Annotated in this window: 14 protein-coding genes and 1 tRNA gene; 6 read left to right on the top strand and 9 right to left on the bottom strand. The window is 71.2% G+C overall.

Annotation, left to right across the window (positions count from 1 at the left end; genetic code table 11):
• Positions 1-486: 486 nt before the first annotated feature.
• The 3 genes from Q9R20_RS08605 to Q9R20_RS08595 all read right to left on the bottom strand — a co-directional run bounded on the left by Q9R20_RS08605 (position 487) and on the right by Q9R20_RS08595 (position 3278).
• Positions 487-571 (bottom strand) — tRNA-Ser (locus Q9R20_RS08605).
• A 98-nt stretch (positions 572-669) separates the two neighbouring features.
• Positions 670-2487, bottom strand: a complete 1818-nt coding sequence (locus Q9R20_RS08600; protein WP_311248944.1) for an amidase family protein — start codon at positions 2485-2487, stop codon at positions 670-672.
• A 41-nt stretch (positions 2488-2528) separates the two neighbouring features.
• Positions 2529-3278 (bottom strand): cohesin domain-containing protein, encoded by a 750-nt coding sequence (locus Q9R20_RS08595; protein WP_311248943.1) that lies wholly within the window; start codon positions 3276-3278, stop codon positions 2529-2531.
• A gap of 231 nt (positions 3279-3509) precedes the next feature.
• Here Q9R20_RS08595 and Q9R20_RS08590 point away from each other — a divergent pair, with 231 nt between their 5' ends.
• Both Q9R20_RS08590 and Q9R20_RS08585 read left to right on the top strand, forming a co-directional pair.
• The gene (locus Q9R20_RS08590) at positions 3510-4775 is read left to right on the top strand and encodes a DUF2254 domain-containing protein (protein WP_311248942.1); all 1266 of its coding nucleotides are present in this window, start codon (positions 3510-3512) and stop codon (positions 4773-4775) included.
• Between the two features lie 118 nt (positions 4776-4893).
• Positions 4894-5184, top strand: coding sequence for a PLDc N-terminal domain-containing protein (locus Q9R20_RS08585; protein ID WP_311248941.1), 291 nt, complete (start codon positions 4894-4896; stop codon positions 5182-5184).
• 145 nt (positions 5185-5329) lie between these two features.
• On the opposite strand, the gene Q9R20_RS08580 is transcribed toward Q9R20_RS08585, so the two are convergent.
• Together Q9R20_RS08580 and serS are read right to left on the bottom strand one after the other, a co-directional pair.
• Positions 5330-6232 carry an HAD family hydrolase gene (locus Q9R20_RS08580; protein ID WP_311248940.1) on the bottom strand — a complete coding sequence of 301 codons (903 nt, stop codon included), beginning with the start codon at positions 6230-6232 and terminating at the stop codon, positions 5330-5332.
• The gene (gene serS / locus Q9R20_RS08575) at positions 6229-7497 is read right to left on the bottom strand and encodes a serine--tRNA ligase (protein WP_311248939.1); all 1269 of its coding nucleotides are present in this window, start codon (positions 7495-7497) and stop codon (positions 6229-6231) included. Before serS ends, Q9R20_RS08580 begins: the two co-directional genes overlap by 4 nt.
• Positions 7498-7674: 177 nt before the next feature.
• Here serS and Q9R20_RS08570 point away from each other — a divergent pair, with 177 nt between their 5' ends.
• Both Q9R20_RS08570 and Q9R20_RS08565 read left to right on the top strand, forming a co-directional pair.
• Complete coding sequence (locus tag Q9R20_RS08570) at positions 7675-8964, top strand: diacylglycerol kinase family protein (RefSeq protein ID WP_311248938.1); 1290 nt, start codon at positions 7675-7677, stop codon at positions 8962-8964.
• A gap of 188 nt (positions 8965-9152) precedes the next feature.
• Positions 9153-10523, top strand: a complete 1371-nt coding sequence (locus Q9R20_RS08565; protein ID WP_311248937.1) for a deoxyribodipyrimidine photo-lyase — start codon at positions 9153-9155, stop codon at positions 10521-10523.
• A gap of 70 nt (positions 10524-10593) precedes the next feature.
• On the opposite strand, the gene Q9R20_RS08560 is transcribed toward Q9R20_RS08565, so the two are convergent.
• Positions 10594-11019 (bottom strand): Asp23/Gls24 family envelope stress response protein, encoded by a 426-nt coding sequence (locus Q9R20_RS08560; protein WP_295839144.1) that lies wholly within the window; start codon positions 11017-11019, stop codon positions 10594-10596.
• Between the two features lie 110 nt (positions 11020-11129).
• Entirely contained in the window at positions 11130-11408 is a 279-nt protein-coding gene (locus Q9R20_RS08555; protein WP_311248936.1) for a hypothetical protein, read from the bottom strand.
• A gap of 96 nt (positions 11409-11504) precedes the next feature.
• Here Q9R20_RS08555 and Q9R20_RS08550 point away from each other — a divergent pair, with 96 nt between their 5' ends.
• On the top strand, positions 11505-12554 hold the full coding sequence (locus Q9R20_RS08550) for an LLM class flavin-dependent oxidoreductase (protein ID WP_311248935.1): 1050 nt from the start codon (positions 11505-11507) through the stop codon (positions 12552-12554).
• A gap of 133 nt (positions 12555-12687) precedes the next feature.
• Here Q9R20_RS08550 and pheA read toward each other — a convergent pair whose 3' ends face one another.
• Positions 12688-13650, bottom strand: coding sequence for a prephenate dehydratase (pheA, locus tag Q9R20_RS08545; protein ID WP_295839147.1), 963 nt, complete (start codon positions 13648-13650; stop codon positions 12688-12690).
• Positions 13651-13751: 101 nt separating this feature from the next.
• Here pheA and pgm point away from each other — a divergent pair, with 101 nt between their 5' ends.
• Positions 13752-15398, top strand: a complete 1647-nt coding sequence (gene pgm, locus Q9R20_RS08540; RefSeq protein ID WP_311248934.1) for a phosphoglucomutase (alpha-D-glucose-1,6-bisphosphate-dependent) — start codon at positions 13752-13754, stop codon at positions 15396-15398.
• 231 nt (positions 15399-15629) lie between these two features.
• Here the strand turns inward: pgm and Q9R20_RS08535 are convergent, their stop codons facing one another.
• Positions 15630-16676 (bottom strand): NAD(P)-dependent alcohol dehydrogenase, encoded by a 1047-nt coding sequence (locus tag Q9R20_RS08535; protein ID WP_311248933.1) that lies wholly within the window; start codon positions 16674-16676, stop codon positions 15630-15632.
• Positions 16677-16678 lie beyond the last annotated feature (2 nt).

Raw genomic sequence — 16678 nt, 5'->3', positions numbered from 1 at the left:
GGACGGGGAGGACGGCATGGACGAGACGCTCGAAACGGTTCTGATCCTCGTCGCGATCGGCGGCCTCGTGGTCGCCACGGTGACGATGGGGATCGTCGCCGCGCTCAGCAATCGCGACGGGGCGTGAGCGCTCCGGCGGCGTGGGCCCAACTCCGTTCGCATCCCGCTCAGCCGGTCATAACGAGGAAAGTGTGGGATTCTCCCCACCGCCCCTCCACGCGCCACTCCGCGGCACGCGGAGCCTCCGGCGGCGTGGGCCCAACTCCGTTCGACTCCCGCTCAGCCGGTCATAACGGAAGAACGCGGACCCCTGCGGGGCCCGCTTTCCTCGTTGCGGAGGGTGTGGGATTCTCCCCACCGCCCCTCCACCGATCGCTTCGCGCTCGGCGGAGCCTCCGGCGGCGTGGGCCCAACTCCGTTCGACTCCGGCTCCGCCGGTCATAACGGAAGAACGCGGACCCCTGCGGGGCCCGCGTTCTTCCGTTGCGGAGGGTGTGGGATTCGAACCCACGGGACATTGCTGCCCACTGGTTTTCAAGACCAGGTCCATCGGCCGCTCGGACAACCCTCCCGAACGTCCCGAGTCTACCGAGCCGGGGAGCCGTCGACATGCGCCGCCGGACGCGACGGCGGCCCGTGGCGGGAACCACGGACCACCGCCGTTCGGTGTCAGCCGAGCGGACCGTAGGCCGCCGGGGTCGTGCGGGCATGGGTCGCCTGCTCGAAGCCGTAGGCGAGGCCGAGGAGCGGCCCCTCGGCGAAGTCACGGCCGAGGAACTCCAGGTTCACTCCCCCGGTCGAGGCCTCGGTCGCGAGCCCCTGCCCCATCGGCACCGTGACCGCCGGCAGACCCGTGTTGGGGCTGAGACGCATGTTCGCGGTGCTGATCGTGGTGTAGGTGTTCGCGCTCGGGTAGATGACGGCATCCAGCTTCTGAGCGTCCATGAACGCGGTCATGATCTGCTTGCCCTTGGCCAGCTGCAGGGTGTGCGACCCCTGCGGGCCGGCCCAGGCCTGGTACGCCGACTCGGTGACCGCCGCGCGCTGACCATAGGGGTTGCCCGCGCGTCCGGGGACGATGTTCGGCGACTGCGAGATCGCGAGCAGGCTGCGCGCGCTCACCGCCGGGTTCAGGTAGGCGGTGATGTAGTTCTGCAGGTCGTGGTTGAACTCGGGGCCGCTGCCGCTGCCCTCGCCGACGATGGCTGCGAAGCCGTCGGGCGGGGTCAGCTCGACGACCGTCGCTCCGCGCTGCTCGAGGGTCTTCTTCGCCTGCTCGAACAGACGCAGCGTCGTGGGGTTGGTGCCGACGAGCGACGGAAAGTATCCGAGTTTCTTCCCGGTCAGCGCGCCGTCGTCGAGGTACGAGGTGTACGTCTCGGGCACCTTCCCGGCCTGGCGAGCGGTCACCGGGTCACCGGCGTCCTCGCCGACCACCGCGTCGAGCGCGATCGCGGCATCCTGAACCGAGCGGGCGATCGGACCGCCGGTGTCCTGCGAGAGAGCGAGCGGCACGATGCCGTCGCGGCTCGCGAGGCCCACCGTCGGACGCACGCCGACGAGCTGGTTGTAGGTCGAGGGGATGCGGATTGACCCGCCGGTGTCGGTGCCGAAACCGATGCCGGCGAGGTTCGCGGCGATCGCGGCCCCCGTTCCGCCGCTCGACCCGCCCGAGGTCTTCGAGGTGTCGTAGGGGCTCGAAACGATACGGGACGCACCCGCGGGCTGGAAGGCCGACCATTCGGAGCTGAGGTTGATGGCGAACTCGTCCATCGAGGCCTTGGCGACGATCACCGCGCCGTCGGCACGGAGCCCCTTCACCATGGTCGCGTCGGTCGAGGTCTGGTTGTCGTTCCAGCAGCCGCATCCGGCCGTGGTGGGCATGTCGACGGTGTTGTAGTTGTCCTTGAGGGCCACCGGGATGCCGAGCAGCATCCCCGTCATCCCCTTCTCGGCGCGGATCGCATCCGCCTCCGCCGCGGCCTTCAGCGCGACCTCGCTCGTCGTGATGATCGAGTTGAGCGGGCGCACACCCGTCGGACGCACAGTCTTGTCGTACGCCGCGATGCGATCGAGGTACTGCTGTGTGAGCGACACCGAGGTGATCACCCCGGCGTTCATCGCCGCCTGCATCGCCACCGCGTCGGCCTCGACGATCTCGAACGGTCCGTCGTCGTAGATGATGCGCTCCGACAACCGGGCGAGGTCGGATGCCGTCACGGCACCGTCGTCGTCGAGGTCGAACCGCGCGGCATCCGCCCACGCGGCCATACCCGAGGTCGCGCCCAGGTGCGGGGCGAGGGCCTCGAGGTCGGCCGTGGTCACCTGCGCGTCGCCCGTGACGTCGAGCTCGGCGTAGTACGGCGCGAGGAAGGGAGCACCGGCGACGGGGGCGGCGAGCGCCGCGGACGGCGCGACGACCGCCCCGGCGACGACGACGCCGACGGAGGCGGACACGGCCAGGACACGGCGGGCCAGGGGGGTCATGACGGATCCTTCGCGAGAGAGGACGGACGAACGGGACGCGGTCATTCCTGCACCGCCTGACGACGGCGGAGCACGACCAGGACGGCACCGGCGACGAGCGCGACGACGCCGAGGGCCCCGGAGATCAGCCACGGGGCGGCGTCGAAACCGGTGGTGGCGAGATCGCCCGGAGCGTTCGCGGCGGGGAGCGGCGTGGCCGACGCCGAGGACGACGTCGAGGGCGACGGAGACGGCGAGACCGTCGGCTGCGGCACCGGACCCGGCTGGGCCGCGATGTCGACGATGCCGGATGCCACGCCCTCCGCCGTCACGACGTCACCGGTCGACGACACCAGGCGCACCGACGACAGCGCGACGACGGCCGAGCCGGGGGCGAGCGTCCGAAGCGGGATGGACGCCAGGACCACACCGCTCGTCCCGGCGAGACCGGGCGAGGTGCCGAGCCGCGTGTGCGTCACGGTCAGCGTGCCGGGGCCCGTGGCCGACGACGTGAAGCCGCCGTCCGGTCCGGTGGGGGCCTCCTCGGCGGGTGCCACGAGCTCGGGGTCGAAAGCGAGCTCGAGGTCGTAGGAGTACAGGTCGGTCACCCCCGCGGCCGTGATGGTGGCGACGAGGGAGTCACCCGCGGTGACGTCCGTCTCGTCGAGCGAGAGCGACAGCGTCGCGGTGGGAGGGGCGGCGTGGGCCGCGGGGGCGATGAGCAGCGGCCCGAGAAGGGCCAGAGCCGCGACGAGAGCGGCACCGAGCCGGCGGGCCGGTCTCGGACGGGGAGGTGTGCGGTGTGCGGACATGCGGGGGTGAGGCTCCTCAGGAGACGGGGCGAGCACGACCGGGATCCGCGCGGGCCTCTCGGCATCCGCGGTCGTTGGGGGTGCTCCGACCCTTCCAGGGCGGCATGTCGGACACGTTGCGGTCTGTTTCGGTCGCATATCGCCCGGGGTCCAGAGTCGCCGTTCTCCGAAGGACAGGTCCTCGCGTCCAGCCCCCGAGCCAGCCGCGCGGCGCGGGATAGCGTCGAGCGCATGGCACCGACCGCGCGCAGTTCCCTCGCCTCCTTCTTCCTCCGCCTGGGAAGACAGGTGTGGGTGCGCGCGGCGATCTTCACGGCCATCGCGATCGTCGTCGTCCTGGCCGCGCGCTTCATCGGGCCGTTGCTTCCGTTCTCGTTCAGCATCGATCTCGCCGAGGGCGCTGTCGACGAGCTCCTGCAGATCATCGCCACGGCGATGCTGACGGTCAGCACGTTCTCGGTGACGGCGATGGTCACCGCGTTCTCGTCGGCGACGACCACCGCCACCCCGCGCTCGACGCAGCTGCTGATCGCCGACCCGACCTCGCAGAACGCCGTCTCGACGTTCGTGGGCGCCTTCACGTTCTCGCTGGTGGGGATCGTCGCGCTCTCCACCGGGTACTACCAACAACAGGGCCGGACGATCCTCTTCGTCGCGACCCTCGTGGTCATCGGCATCGTCGTGTTCACCCTGCTGCGGTGGATCTCCCACCTCTCGACCTTCGGCCGCATGGCCGACGTCATCGACCGCGTCGAGAGGGCGGCCGCGACCTCGCTCCGGCTGCACGCCGAATCGCCCACCCTCGGCGCCCGTCCCGCGGTCGCCGTGCCTGCCGAGGCCCGGGCCGTGCACGCGGAACGGGTGGGCTACGTCACGCACGTCGACGTGGCGGGGCTCGATCGCATCGCCGATCGCCTCGACCTCGACATCCACGTGCGCGCCACCCCGGGACGCATCGCCGATGCCCGCCTCCCCCTCGCGCTCGTCACCGGCCCCCTCGATGACGACGACGTCGCCCGGGTGCGTCGCGCGTTCCGTATCGAGAACCACCGCACCTACGAGCAGGACCCCCGCTTCGGCGTCATCGCCCTCACCGAGATCGGCAGCCGCGCCCTCTCCGCAGCGACCAACGACCCGGGGACCGCGATCGAGGTGATCGCCGCTCTCCAGCGGGTCTTCGATGCAGCGCTCGCCACGGAGGCGGAACACCGCGTCGCGCACGAGCGGGTCTTCCTGCCGCCGCCCCGCCTCGCCGACCTCGTCGACGACGCCTTCCGCCCCCTCGCGCGCGACGGCGCATCCGACGTCGAGGTGCAGGTGCGCCTGCAGAAGTGCCTCGCCTCGCTCGCGGCATCCTCACCCGCCCGAGGCGGGGTGTTCCGGGATGCCGCCCGCGCGGCCCGCGAACGGGCTCGGCGCGAGCTGACACGCCAGGACCGCCGCGTGCTCGATGCCGCCGCGCGCACCGCCTGGAGCGGCGTCCCGGCATCGCGCTGAGAGGCCGCTATGGACGCGTTATCCGTTCACCGCGCACCCCGCCGTCGGTCTTGAGGCAGGAGTAGACCGAGATCATCACCCCACGACCCGCCGGGCCGTCCGAGTGGAGGAGGTCATCATGCTCGTCACCACCCTGTCCGCGCAGATCGTTCTCGCCGTCTTCGCGCTCGTCTACGCGGCATCCGTGCTCGCGGCGGTCGTCGCCGTACGCGATCCGCAGGCACCCGCCGGCCTCAAGGCCGCGTGGGTGGCGGCCCTTCTGCTGCTGCCCCCGGTGGGGCTGCTGGCGTGGGAGGCGGCGCGCGTCGCCGATCACCGCGCCGCCCACCGCGTCGTGACCGTGCGTGACCGCACCGCCTACCCGGCCGACCGCGCGGCCCACGTGGCGGGCGGGTCCGCGCGGGTCTGACCGGCTCCGGTGCAGCCGCTCTGCAGCGGGCCCGTCAGCGGGCTCCGGGAGCCGAGGGGTCGGCACCGCGATGGTTCCCGGGCCCTCCGACAGGCTCAGGGACCGGGGCCGAGGCGCCGCGGCGACGCCTGACATGGAGCGGGGGTCAGAGGGAGCGGAGGGCCGCGGCGACGCCGCCCTCGGTGACCGACAGACCGACCTCGCCGGCCGCCGCGTGCACCTCGGCCGGCCCCTGGTGCATCGCGATCGCGCGGCCGCCGTTGCGCACCGCCCACTGCATCATCTCGATGTCGTTGCGTCCGTCGCCCATGACGAGCACCCGTTCGGGGGCGATGTCGAGCCACCCGCGCACGAGCTCGAGGGCCGTGGACTTGTCGACGCCCTGAGGGGCGATGTCGAGCCACGCGGTCCACCCGATCGCGTACGACACCTGACTGAGGCCGATGCGCTCGACCAGCTCCAGGAAGTCCTGGTCGGTCTGCTCCGGCGCCACCACGACGACACGGCACACGGGTTCGTCCGACAGGTGCGCGAACGTCACCTTGTTGGCGCCGACGAGGTTCCAGTCGTCGAGGTAGTCGGTGAACTTGCGCGTCCCGTCGGGCAGCTCGACGAGGAAGTGCGCCCCCGCGAGATGCTCGCCGAGCAGCTGCAGCACCTCGGTGGGGTCGAACGTCACGACGTGCGCGCGCTCGTACTCCGCGGCATCCCCGTCTCCGCGGCGGCGCATCACGACGGCACCGTTGGAGCAGACCGCGTACTCGGGCCGGATGCCGAGCCGGTCCATGATCGTGTGGGTGCTGTCCCAACTGCGACCGGTGGCGAGCATGACCTCGTGCCCGGCGGCGTTGGCCTCGGCGACGGCCTCGACGACACCGGGGCTGAGGGTGTCGTCCTCGAGCAGGACGGTGCCGTCGATGTCGAGGGCGATCAGCATCCGCTCGACGACGGGTGCGGCGTCGGCGAGAGAGGCGACGACATCGGCCGCCTCCTGCTTCGGCGCGCTGTCGACGGCACCGGTGTCGGGGAGGGCGGCCTCGTCGATCACGCGATCGGCTCCAGGACCTCGAGCCCGCCGAGGTAGGGCCGCAGCACCTCGGGCACGGTGACGGAGCCGTCGGCGCGCTGGTGCGTCTCGAGCAGGGCGACGATCCAGCGGGTGGTTGCGAGCGTGCCGTTCAGCGTGGCGACCGGCTGGGTCTTCGCCCCCTCCTCCGGGCGGAAGCGGGTGTCGAGGCGACGGGCCTGGTAGGTCGTGCAGTTCGAGGTGCTCGTCAGCTCGCGGTAGGCGTCCTGGGTGGGAACCCACGCCTCGATGTCGAACTTGCGCGCAGCGCTCGAGCCCAGGTCGCCCGCGGCCACGTCGATGACGCGGTACGACAGACCCAGGTCCTGCAGCATGCGCTCCTGCATCCCGACGAGCCGGTCGTGCTCGGCCTCGGCGTCGGCCGGATCGGTGTAGACGAACATCTCGAGCTTGTTGAACTGGTGCACGCGGATGATGCCGCGGGTGTCCTTGCCGTAGGAGCCCGCCTCGCTGCGGTAGCACGTCGACCAGCCGGCGTAGCGCTTGGCGCCGCGCTCGAGGTCGAGGATCTCGTCCATGTGGTACCCCGCGAGCGGCACCTCGCTCGTGCCCACGAGGTAGAGGTCCTCCTTGGGCAGGTGGTAGACCTCGTCGGCGTGCTGGCCGAGGAAGCCCGTACCGCGCATGACCTCGGGACGCACGAGCGTCGGCGGGATCATGGGGGTGAAGCCGGCCTGGAGGGCCCGATCGAGCGCGAGGGTCATGAGCGCGAGCTCGAGGCGCGCGCCGATGCCGGTCAGGAAGTAGAAGCGGCTGCCCGACACCTTGGTGCCACGCTCCATGTCGATGGCGCCGAGCAGCTCGCCGATCTCGAGGTGGTCGCGCGGGGCGAAGTCGAACGACGGGACCTCGCCGTGGGTGCGGAGGGTCACGAAGTCGTCCTCGCCGCCGGCGGGGACACCCTCGAGCACGATGTTCTCGATCTTCGACAGCGCCGCTTCGGCGGCGGCCTCGGCCTCGGTGGCGGCGTGCTGGGCGGCCTTGACCTTCTCGCTCAGTTCCTTCGCCTCGGCCACCAGCGCGGCCTTCTCGTCTCTGGGCGCCTGCGCGACGCGCTTGCCGTGCGCGTTCTGCGCGGCCCGCAGCTCTTCGAAGGCGGTGATGGCGGCGCGGCGGTCGCGGTCGGCGGCGAGGGCGTCGTCCACCGAATCCGGCGACTCCCCGCGGGCGATCTGGGAGCGCTTCACGAGCTCGGGATCTTCACGCAGCAGGGTCAGGTCGATCACGCGTCCATCCTATGGTCGCGTCCGGCCGCTCCTCCCGGACCACGCCCACCGCCGCCGCTCTCCTCCGGTCGCACCACGACGCCGCTGTCCGCGCGGCGCATGGTCCGTCGGCATCCGGTCGTCAACCCCACCCGACCCGCCCGTTCCCCGCGTTCGCGCGGTCCTATGGTGGATGCCATGGCCGCCTCCGATGATCCGCGTGACGACGCGCAGTCCCCCGCGAACGTCCCCACCGATGCGCCCGAAGAGGTGCACGCCGACGCCGCAGCCGCGGACGGGTCGAAGGAGCACTTCGACGCGGCACGCCTCGGCGACGACACCGACGACCACCCCCGCACGGACGCCCCCGACCCCAAGGAGGCGGCGGAGCCCGACGACGTCATCCACCAGCCGGAGGACGTCGAGCCCGACTCCTCGGCCGAGCTGCCCGGCAAGGCGCAGCGCGTCGACGCCGAGGGCGACGAGGCGCCGATGGACGCCGAGGTGACGCGGAAGAAGCGCGCCGCCCTCGTCTACAACCCCACGAAGGTCGAGCCCGAGACGCTTCGGGCGCGCGTCGCCGAGCTCGCGGCCGAGGCCGGCTGGGCCGATCCCCTCTTCTACGAGACCACCGTCGACGACCTGGGCGACGACGCCACCCGCGCCGCCCTCGACGAGAAGGTCGACGCCGTGCTCGCCGCCGGCGGCGACGGCACCGTGCGCGCCGTGGCCGAGGCGCTCACCTCCACCGGCATTCCCCTCACGATCGTGCCGAGCGGCACCGGCAACCTGCTCGCCCGCAACCTGAACCTCCCGCTGACCGACACCGACGCGATGATCCGCGCGACCTTCGAGGGCGACATCCACCCGATCGACACCGGCATGGCCCGCATCCGTCGCGCCGACGGCGAGGTCGAGGAGCACGGGTTCTCGGTCATGGCCGGCATGGGACTGGACGCGGCGATGATCCAGAACACCCGCGACGACCTGAAGAAGCAGGTCGGTTGGGTCGCCTACGTCGACGGAGCGGCGCGGTCGCTCGTCGCTGCCAAGCCGTTCCGCGTCATGTACCAGCTCAACGGGCACCGCCTGCACTCGGCGAAGGTGCACAGCGTGCTGTTCGCGAACTGCGGCGCCCTGCAGGGCGGCGTGGCGCTGATCCCCGACGCCTCGGTCGCCGACGGACGTCTCGACGTGGCCGTCCTGCAGCCGAGCGGCCCGCTGGGCTGGCTGGGCGTGTGGCGGAGCATCGTGTGGGACAACTCCGTGCTGCGCAAGTTCCGCGCGGGCCGACGTGTGCTCGAGCGCCGCAAGGACTCCTCGGTGCGCTACCTCCGCGGGACGGGCATCGAGTTGGCGACCGCCCCCGCGCAGCCGATCGAGCTCGACGGCGACGAGTTCGGCGAGGCCACGCGCATCTACACGCGCATCATCGCGGGCGGCCTCTCCGTCGCGCTGCCGAAGGGCCACGACACCTCGTCGCTCTGACGCCGGCCGTCCGTTATCGAGCGAGATCACACGATCCGCTCGAGGTCACACGTCTTTGCAACGCAATCCCGTGTGATCTGGACCCGGACGTGTGATCTCGGCGCCGACGCGGACCTTTCCCGGCGCGAGCGAGCCGAGGCGGGTGTCAAGCCCGCGGTACGGGATGCCGCGGTGGATAGCGTCGGGGAATGGCATCCCCCTCGATCGTGTGGTTCCGCGACGACCTGCGCCTGACCGACAATCCGGCGCTTCGCGCCGCGCTGGACCGGGACGAGCCGATCATCGCCCTGTATGTGCTGGACGAGGAGTCCGACGGTGTGCGCGCGATCGGCGGGGCGGCGAGGTGGTGGCTGCACGGGTCGTTGGCATCCCTCGGCGAGCGCCTCGAGGAACGCGGCTCGTCGCTCGTGCTGCGGCGGGGTCGGGCCGCCGAGATCGTTCCCGCCCTCGTCGACGAGCTCGGCGCCGGGGCGGTGTTCTGGAACCGCCGCTACGGCGGGGTCGAGCGCGAGATCGACGCGGGGATCAAGGAGAAGCTGCGCGACGACGGGGTCACGGTCGCCTCCTTCGCCGCCAACCTTCTCTACGAGCCGTGGACGGTGCGGACGCAGTCCGACAAGCCGTACGGCGTCTACAGCCCGTTCTCCCGCGCGGTGCAGAAGCTCCCCGCGCCGCGTCCGCCGATGCCCGAGGCGCGCAAGGTCCCCGGCCTCGACGGGAGCGTCGACGGTGACGACCTCGGCGCGTGGGACCTCCTCCCCGCGAAGCCCGACTGGGCCGGCGGCCTGCGCGAGACGTGGGAGCCGGGCGAGCCGGCGGCGAAGGCCCGACTGAAGGAGTTCCTCGACGACGACCTCGGCGACTACTCGCAGTACCGGGACGAGTTCGCCGGCGGCGCCACCTCGAACCTCTCCCCGCGCTTGCGGTGGGGCGAGCTGAGCCCGTACCAGGTGTGGCACGACACCCTCGAGCACAAGGGCTCCGGACAGCACGCGAAGAGCGCGAGCGGCTTCCTCTCCGAGCTCGTGTGGCGCGAGTTCGCCTGGCACGTGACGTACCACTCCCCCGACATCGCGACGGTGAACTGGCGGCGGAACTTCGACGACTTCCCCTGGCCCAGGCTGAATCGCTCCCACCTCGAGACGTGGCAGCAGGGCAAGACGGGGGTGGCGGTGGTGGATGCCGGGATGCGTCAGCTCTGGCACACCGGCGTCATGCACAACCGCGTGCGCATGGTCACGGCATCCTTCCTCATCAAGAACTTGCTGATCGACTGGCGCCACGGCGAGCAGTGGTTCTGGGACTGCCTCGTCGACGCGGATGCCGCGAGCAACCCGTTCAACTGGCAGTGGGTCGCGGGGTCCGGGGCGGATGCCGCTCCCTACTTCCGCGTGTTCAACCCGGAGACGCAGCGCAAGAAGTTCGACCCGCGGGACCAGTACATCCGCGAGTGGGCGCCGGAGTACCTGGGTGAGAACCCGCCCGAGCCGATGGTGGATCTCGGCGAGACACGCAAGCGCGCGCTGGACGCCTACGCGCAGGTGCGGCACGGCGGCTGAGCTCCGCGGGCCCTTGTCCCGGACACGCGAAAGGGGCGCCGCCTTCCGGCGACGCCCCTTCGAGAAGGTGTCAGTTGACGCGCTGCTCCTCGGCGTCGTCCTCGTCGTCGTCGCCCGGGATGAAGACGTCGACGACCGTCACGTTGATCTCGGCGACCTTCATGCCGACCAGCTCGGTGATGGCCTCGTGCACGGCCTTGCGGACGTTGCCGGCCACGCGCTGCAGCTGCTCGGGGTAGTCGACCTGGATCGCGATGTCGGCGGCCACCTCGGTCTCGCCGACCTCGACGCTCACGCCCTGGGCGTGGTCCTTCGCGCCGACCGCCTGGCGGATGTTGCCGATGACGCGGGCGGCGCCGCCGCCGAGCGCGTGCACACCGGGGACCTCGGCCGCGGCGATGCCGGCGACCTTGGCGACGACGGCGTCGACGATGACGGTCGAGCCGCCGTCCTTGGTCGCGGTGGTGGGGGTGGCGGGGGTGGTGTTCTCGGCCATGTCGCTTCCTTCCGTCGTGAGCGGGACCGTGCGTCCCGCGATGTCATAGAGGAGACGCGGGCCGGAGGGGATTCGTCACGCCGATTTTCTGAAAGAAGACTGAGAACGTCTCAGTCGTCGAAGAAGCCCCCGAACGGATCCGCCGCGTCGCCGGTATCGCGGGGGTCGTTTTGCACTGTCTCCACCGAGAAGATCACGCGGGAGTGCGGCGTGAACAGCGCGGTCACCCGGCGGTTGCCGAGGACGACGAAGCTCACGAAGCGTCCGCCCGCCTCGGATGCCGCCTCGATCCGCCGTTGGAGCTCATCGACGTCCTGCCCCTGCGCGAGGAAGAAGGAGCTGTCGTCGATGGCGATCTGGGTGCGCACCATGGTCTGTGTGTCGCTCATGCGCGGCACGGTAAGCGGCGGAGCACGCAGAGCTCACGGGGGTTGCGCGCGGGGCGCCCGAGGAATACCGCATGAGCAAAACCCGTTGTCCTCGGGGTGAACGACGCGATCCCCTCCCTCTCCGTTCTCGACCTCGTGCCCGTGCGCCACGGGCAGACCAGCGCGCAGGCGGTGAGCGCGGCCCTCGACCTCGTCGAGCGCGCCGACCGTCTCGGATATCGCCGCTACTGGTTCGCCGAGCACCACAACATGCCCTCCGTGGCATCCACGACTCCCCCGGTGCTGATCGCCGCCGCGGCCGCCCGCACGAGCCGCATCCGCGTCGGATCGGGAGGCGTCATGCTGCCGAACCACTCCCCCCTCATCGTGGCCGAGCAGTTCGCCGCCCTCGAGGCCCTCGCGCCCGGTCGCATCGACCTCGGCATCGGTCGTGCCCCGGGAAGCGACCCGGTCATCACCCAGCTGCTGAACCGCTCCGGCACGACCAGCGACGTCTCCCGATTCCCCGACCACGTGACCGACATCATGGCGCTCACCTCGCCCGAGGGGGCGACGGTGCGCTTCACCTCGGGCAGCGAGTATCAGGTGAAGGCGACGCCCGCGGCATCCGGGACGCCCCAGGTGTGGCTGCTGGGCTCGAGCGATTACTCCGCGCAGCTCGCGGCGAGCTTCGGCCTGCCCTACGTCTTCGCCAACCACTTCGCCGGCGAGGGGCTCGAGCACGCGCTGCGCATCTACCGCGACCAGTTCGTGCCGAACGAGTCGGGCGAGGGCCCGCGCACCTTCGTCACGGCGAACGTCGTCGCTGCCCCCACCCCGCAGGAGGCGAAGGAGCGCGCGATCCCGCAGCTGCGGATGATGGCGCGACTGCGCACCAACCGCCCCCTCGTCCCGCTCGAGACCATCGAGCAGGCGCAGGCCGATCCCTTCGACGCGATGAGCGAGTCGATCATGGCATCGACCCGCCAGAAGTGGTTCGTCGGCACCGGCGACGACGTGCGCTCCCAGCTGAGCGCGTTCGCGGCGCAGCACGGGGTCGACGAGATCATGGTGTCGCCCGTCGCCGGCGCTTATGAGGGCGAGACGTCCGAGGGGCGCGCGCAGACGCTCGAGCTGATCGCCGCCCCGGCGACCGTCGCGGCCTGAGGCGCGAGCTGGTCGTCGCCGCGCAGAGGTCGTCGGCGACGCGCCGAGTCGCGGCATCCGGCTACAGCGTGTCGAACGAGAACTTCCCACGACGGTGCGCGGGCGGCAGCCCGGCGGCGATTGGACCGGCGCCTCAGGCCTCGGGCTCGCCGCTCAGCAGGCCGCGCAGCCAATCGCGCGCCTCGACGAACACGTCGTCGCTGTAGCGCTGCGGGTAGCGGACGATGGCGCGGTCGGCGCGGGCGTACGAGCCGAGGAAGATCACCTTGGGGCTGAACCGCCGGAGGCCCAGGAGGGCGTCGGCCATGCGCTCGTCGTGCACGTGCCCGTCGGCGTCGATCACGAACCGATAGCGGCCGAGGGCGTCGCCGATGGGGCGGGATGCCAACAGACTCAGGTTGATGCCCCGGGTGGCGAACTGCTCCAGCAGCTCGAGCAGTGCTCCCGGGTGATCCTCGGGGAGCTCCACGATGAGCGAGGTCTTGTCGGCGCCCGTCGGAGGGGCCGGGGCGACCGTGCGGCTCACAAGCACGAAACGGGTGACCGCGTTGGGGTTGTCGCCGATGTTCTCGGCCAGCACCGCGACGTCATGGTGCGCCACGATCCCGGGCGCCGCGATCGCGGCATCCGCGGCGCTCGTCCCGTCGAGCACGCCGAGGGCGCTGGCCACGTTGCTCTCGGCGGGCAGGTGCGCGTGCGCCGGGACGTTCCCGCTCAGCCAGCCGAGGCACTGTCCGTAGGCGACGGGGTGCGCGGCGATCAGCGAGACGCCGTCGAGGGTGGCTCCGGGCCGCCCCACGAGCACGAAGTTGACCGGGACGAGGTACTCGCCCACGATGCGAAGTCCCGGCACGGTGGCCAGGGCGTCCTGCGCGGTGGAGACGCCGCCGTCGACGGAGTTCTCGATCGCGATCATCGCGGCGTCCGACCGCCCCTCGACGACGTCGGCGAGCGCCTCGCCGACGTTGCGGACCGGCCGCCAGATCTGGTCCCGCGCCTCGGGAACCTGCGCGAGAGCGGCCTCGGTGAAGGTGCCGGCGGGCCCGAGGTAGCTGTATGTACGGCGGGCGGGGGCGTGGTCTGTGTCGGGCAGCACCGGCTCAGCCTAGTCGCGTCGCGGGGGACGGCTGTCGACGGATTCTCCCGGAATTCGTCGCCACGTGTGCGCATGTCGGATGCAGCGGGCAGACTGGGCGCATGAGCAGTCGCGCAGGACAGCCCGCCGAGGCATCCGATCTCATCGACATCGACGAACTGATCGCCGCTTACTACGACCGCAAACCGGATGCCACGGTGCCCGAGCAGCGCGTCGCCTTCGGCACCAGCGGTCACCGCGGTTCGTCGCTGAGCACCAGCTTCAACGAGGACCACATCCTCGCCACGACCCAGGCGATCGTCGACTACCGCGCCGCACAGGGGATCACCGGACCGCTCTTCCTCGGGCGCGACACCCACGGCCTGTCGCTGCCGGCCGAGCGCAGCGCCATCGAGGTGCTCGTGGCGAACGGTGTCGACGTCCGCGTCGACGCGCGCGACGCCTGGGTCCCGACCCCGGCGCTCAGCCACGCGATCCTCACCTACAACCGCGGCCGGGCGACCGACGACCCGGGCCGCGCCGACGGCATCGTCGTCACGCCCTCCCACAACCCGCCCCGCGACGGCGGCTTCAAGTACAACCCGCCGCACGGCGGCCCGGCGGACACCGACGCCACCGGCTGGATCGCCGACCGCGCGAACGAGCTGATCGCCGCCGGCCTCGAGGGCGTTCGCCGCACCCGCCACGCCGACATCGACCTCGACGGCCTGGGCCAGTACGACTTCCGCGACGCGTACGTGCGGGATCTGGCATCCATCATCGACATCGACGCGATCAAGAACGCCGGAGTCCGCATCGGCGCCGACCCGCTGGGCGGCGCATCGGTGGAGTACTGGGCGCTCATCGCCGAGGTGTACGGGCTCGACCTCACCGTCGTGAACCCCGAGGTCGACCCGACGTGGAAGTTCATGACGCTCGACTGGGACGAGAAGATCCGCATGGATCCCTCGTCGCCGTCGGCCATGGCCTCGCTCGTCGCCGCGCGCGCCGACTACGACATCCTCACGGGCAACGACGCCGACGCCGACCGCCACGGCATCGTCACCCCCGATGCGGGTCTGATGAACCCCAACCACTACCTCGCCGTCGCGATCGACTACCTGTTCTCGCACCGCCCGAACTGGCCCGCCGGCGCCGCCGTGGGCAAGACCCTCGTGTCGTCGATGATCATCGACCGCGTCGCCGCCTCGCTCGGCAAGACGCTGCTCGAGGTTCCCGTCGGCTTCAAGTGGTTCGTGCCGGGGCTGCTCGACGGCTCCGTCGCCTTCGGCGGCGAGGAATCGGCCGGGGCGTCGTTCCTGCGCAAGGACGGAACGGTCTGGACCACCGACAAAGACGGCATCCTGCTCTGCCTGCTCGCCGCCGAGATCCTCGCGGTCACCGGCAAGACCCCCTCGCAGCGCTACGCCGAGCTCGAAGCCGAGTTCGGCGCCTCGGCCTACCAGCGCGTCGACGCTCCCGCGACGCCGGCGCAGAAGTCGGCACTGTCGAAGCTGTCTCCGGATGCCGTGACCGCCACCGAGCTCGCCGGCGAGCCCATCACCGCGAAGCTCTCGCACGCGCCCGGCAACGGCGCGGCGATCGGCGGCCTCAAGGTGCAGACCGCATCGGCGTGGTTCGCCGCCCGCCCCTCCGGCACCGAAGACGTCTACAAGCTGTACGGCGAATCGCTGCGGGGCGAGGAGCACCTGCGCGCGGTGCAGGAGGAGGCCCGCGCGGTCGTCTCCGCCGCGCTCGGTCAGGCCTGAGCGCTCGCGTTCGAGCGGCGTCGCCCTTCGGGGCGGCGCCGCTTTCGCGTGCGCCAAGGGCGGTGGCGCTGCCGGCCCAGCTGTGGCGATAAACGCTCCGGCGAGTGAGACCCGGCGCCGCAGAGCGTGTCTCGCTCGCCGGAGCGTTTCTCGCGACGGGGGCGGCGGGATGCCGCGGCCCCGGCGCTCCGGAGAACGTCGGGGCCGTGGCATCCGGGGCCGAAGCCGGGGTCAGGCGGGGGCGAAGGTCTTCGCGTCGATGACGAAGCGGTAGCGCACGTCGCTCTTCAGCACGCGCTCGTACGCCTCGTTGATCTGGTCGGCCGAGATGAGCTCGGTCTCGGGCGCGATGCCCTTCTCGGCGCAGAAGTCGAGCATCTCCTGGGTCTCGCGGATGCCGCCGATCGACGAACCGGCGAACGAGCGGCGGTTCGTGAACAGCGTGAAGACCTGGATCGGCAGCGGCTCCGGGGGGGCGCCGACGTTGACCATCGTGCCGTTGAGGGCGAGCAGGCCCAGGTACTGCTTGAGCTCGAGCGGGGCGCTGACGGTGTTGATGATGAGGTCGAAGCTCTTCTTGAGCTTCTCGAAGGTCTCGTCGTCCTTCGTCGCGTAGTAGTGGTCGGCGCCCATCTTCAGGCCGTCGTCCTTCTTGCTCAGCGTCTGCGAGAGCACGGTGACCTCGGCGCCCATGGCGTGGGCGATCTTGACGGCCATGTGGCCGAGACCGCCGAGGCCGACGACCGCGACCTTCTTGCCGGGGCCGGCGTTCCAGTGGTTCAGCGGCGAGTAGGTCGTGATGCCGGCGCACAGCAGCGGGGCGGCCTTGTCGTAGGGGATGGACTCGGGCACGCGCAGCACGAAGTGCTCGTCGACGACGATCTTCTCGCTGTAGCCGCCCTGGGTGATCGTGCCGTCGACGTCCTTCGCGCCGTACGTGCCGATGTTGCCCTTCTCGCAGTACTGCTCTTCGCCCGCCTTGCAGTTCTCGCACTCGCGGCACGAGTTGACCATGCAGCCGACGCCGACGCGATCGCCGACCTTGTGGCTGGTGACCTCGGAGCCGACCTCGGCGACGGTGCCGACGATCTCGTGGCCGACGGTCAGGGGGTAGGGCACGTCGCCCCACTCACCGCGGATGGTGTGGATGTCGGAGTGGCAGATGCCGGCGTAGGCGATGTCGATGAGGACGTCCTTCGGGCCGACGTCACGACGCTCGATGGTCGTGGGCTCGAGGGGCGAGGTCGCGGACGACGCCGCGTAGGCGTTGACGTGCATGG

This window comes from Microbacterium sp. PRF11, from assembly GCF_031844085.1.
GTDB lineage: Bacteria > Actinomycetota > Actinomycetes > Actinomycetales > Microbacteriaceae > Microbacterium.
This window is presented reverse-complemented; position numbering and strand designations above follow the sequence as displayed.

Excerpts from the sequence above, each read along its gene's own strand:
- Q9R20_RS08570 (WP_311248938.1), top strand. The coding sequence starts at position 7,675 with ATGGCCGCCTCCGATGATCCGCGTGACGACGCGCAGTCCCCCGCGAAC.
- Q9R20_RS08585 (WP_311248941.1), top strand. The coding sequence starts at position 4,894 with ATGCTCGTCACCACCCTGTCCGCGCAGATCGTTCTCGCCGTCTTCGCG.
- Q9R20_RS08600 (WP_311248944.1), bottom strand. The coding sequence starts at position 2,487 with ATGACCCCCCTGGCCCGCCGTGTCCTGGCCGTGTCCGCCTCCGTCGGC.
- Q9R20_RS08560 (WP_295839144.1), bottom strand. The coding sequence starts at position 11,019 with ATGGCCGAGAACACCACCCCCGCCACCCCCACCACCGCGACCAAGGAC.
- Q9R20_RS08590 (WP_311248942.1), top strand. The coding sequence starts at position 3,510 with ATGGCACCGACCGCGCGCAGTTCCCTCGCCTCCTTCTTCCTCCGCCTG.
- Q9R20_RS08595 (WP_311248943.1), bottom strand. The coding sequence starts at position 3,278 with ATGTCCGCACACCGCACACCTCCCCGTCCGAGACCGGCCCGCCGGCTC.
- Q9R20_RS08565 (WP_311248937.1), top strand. The coding sequence starts at position 9,153 with ATGGCATCCCCCTCGATCGTGTGGTTCCGCGACGACCTGCGCCTGACC.
- pgm (WP_311248934.1), top strand. The coding sequence starts at position 13,752 with ATGAGCAGTCGCGCAGGACAGCCCGCCGAGGCATCCGATCTCATCGAC.
- Q9R20_RS08555 (WP_311248936.1), bottom strand. The coding sequence starts at position 11,408 with ATGAGCGACACACAGACCATGGTGCGCACCCAGATCGCCATCGACGAC.
- Q9R20_RS08535 (WP_311248933.1), bottom strand. The coding sequence starts at position 16,676 with ATGCACGTCAACGCCTACGCGGCGTCGTCCGCGACCTCGCCCCTCGAG.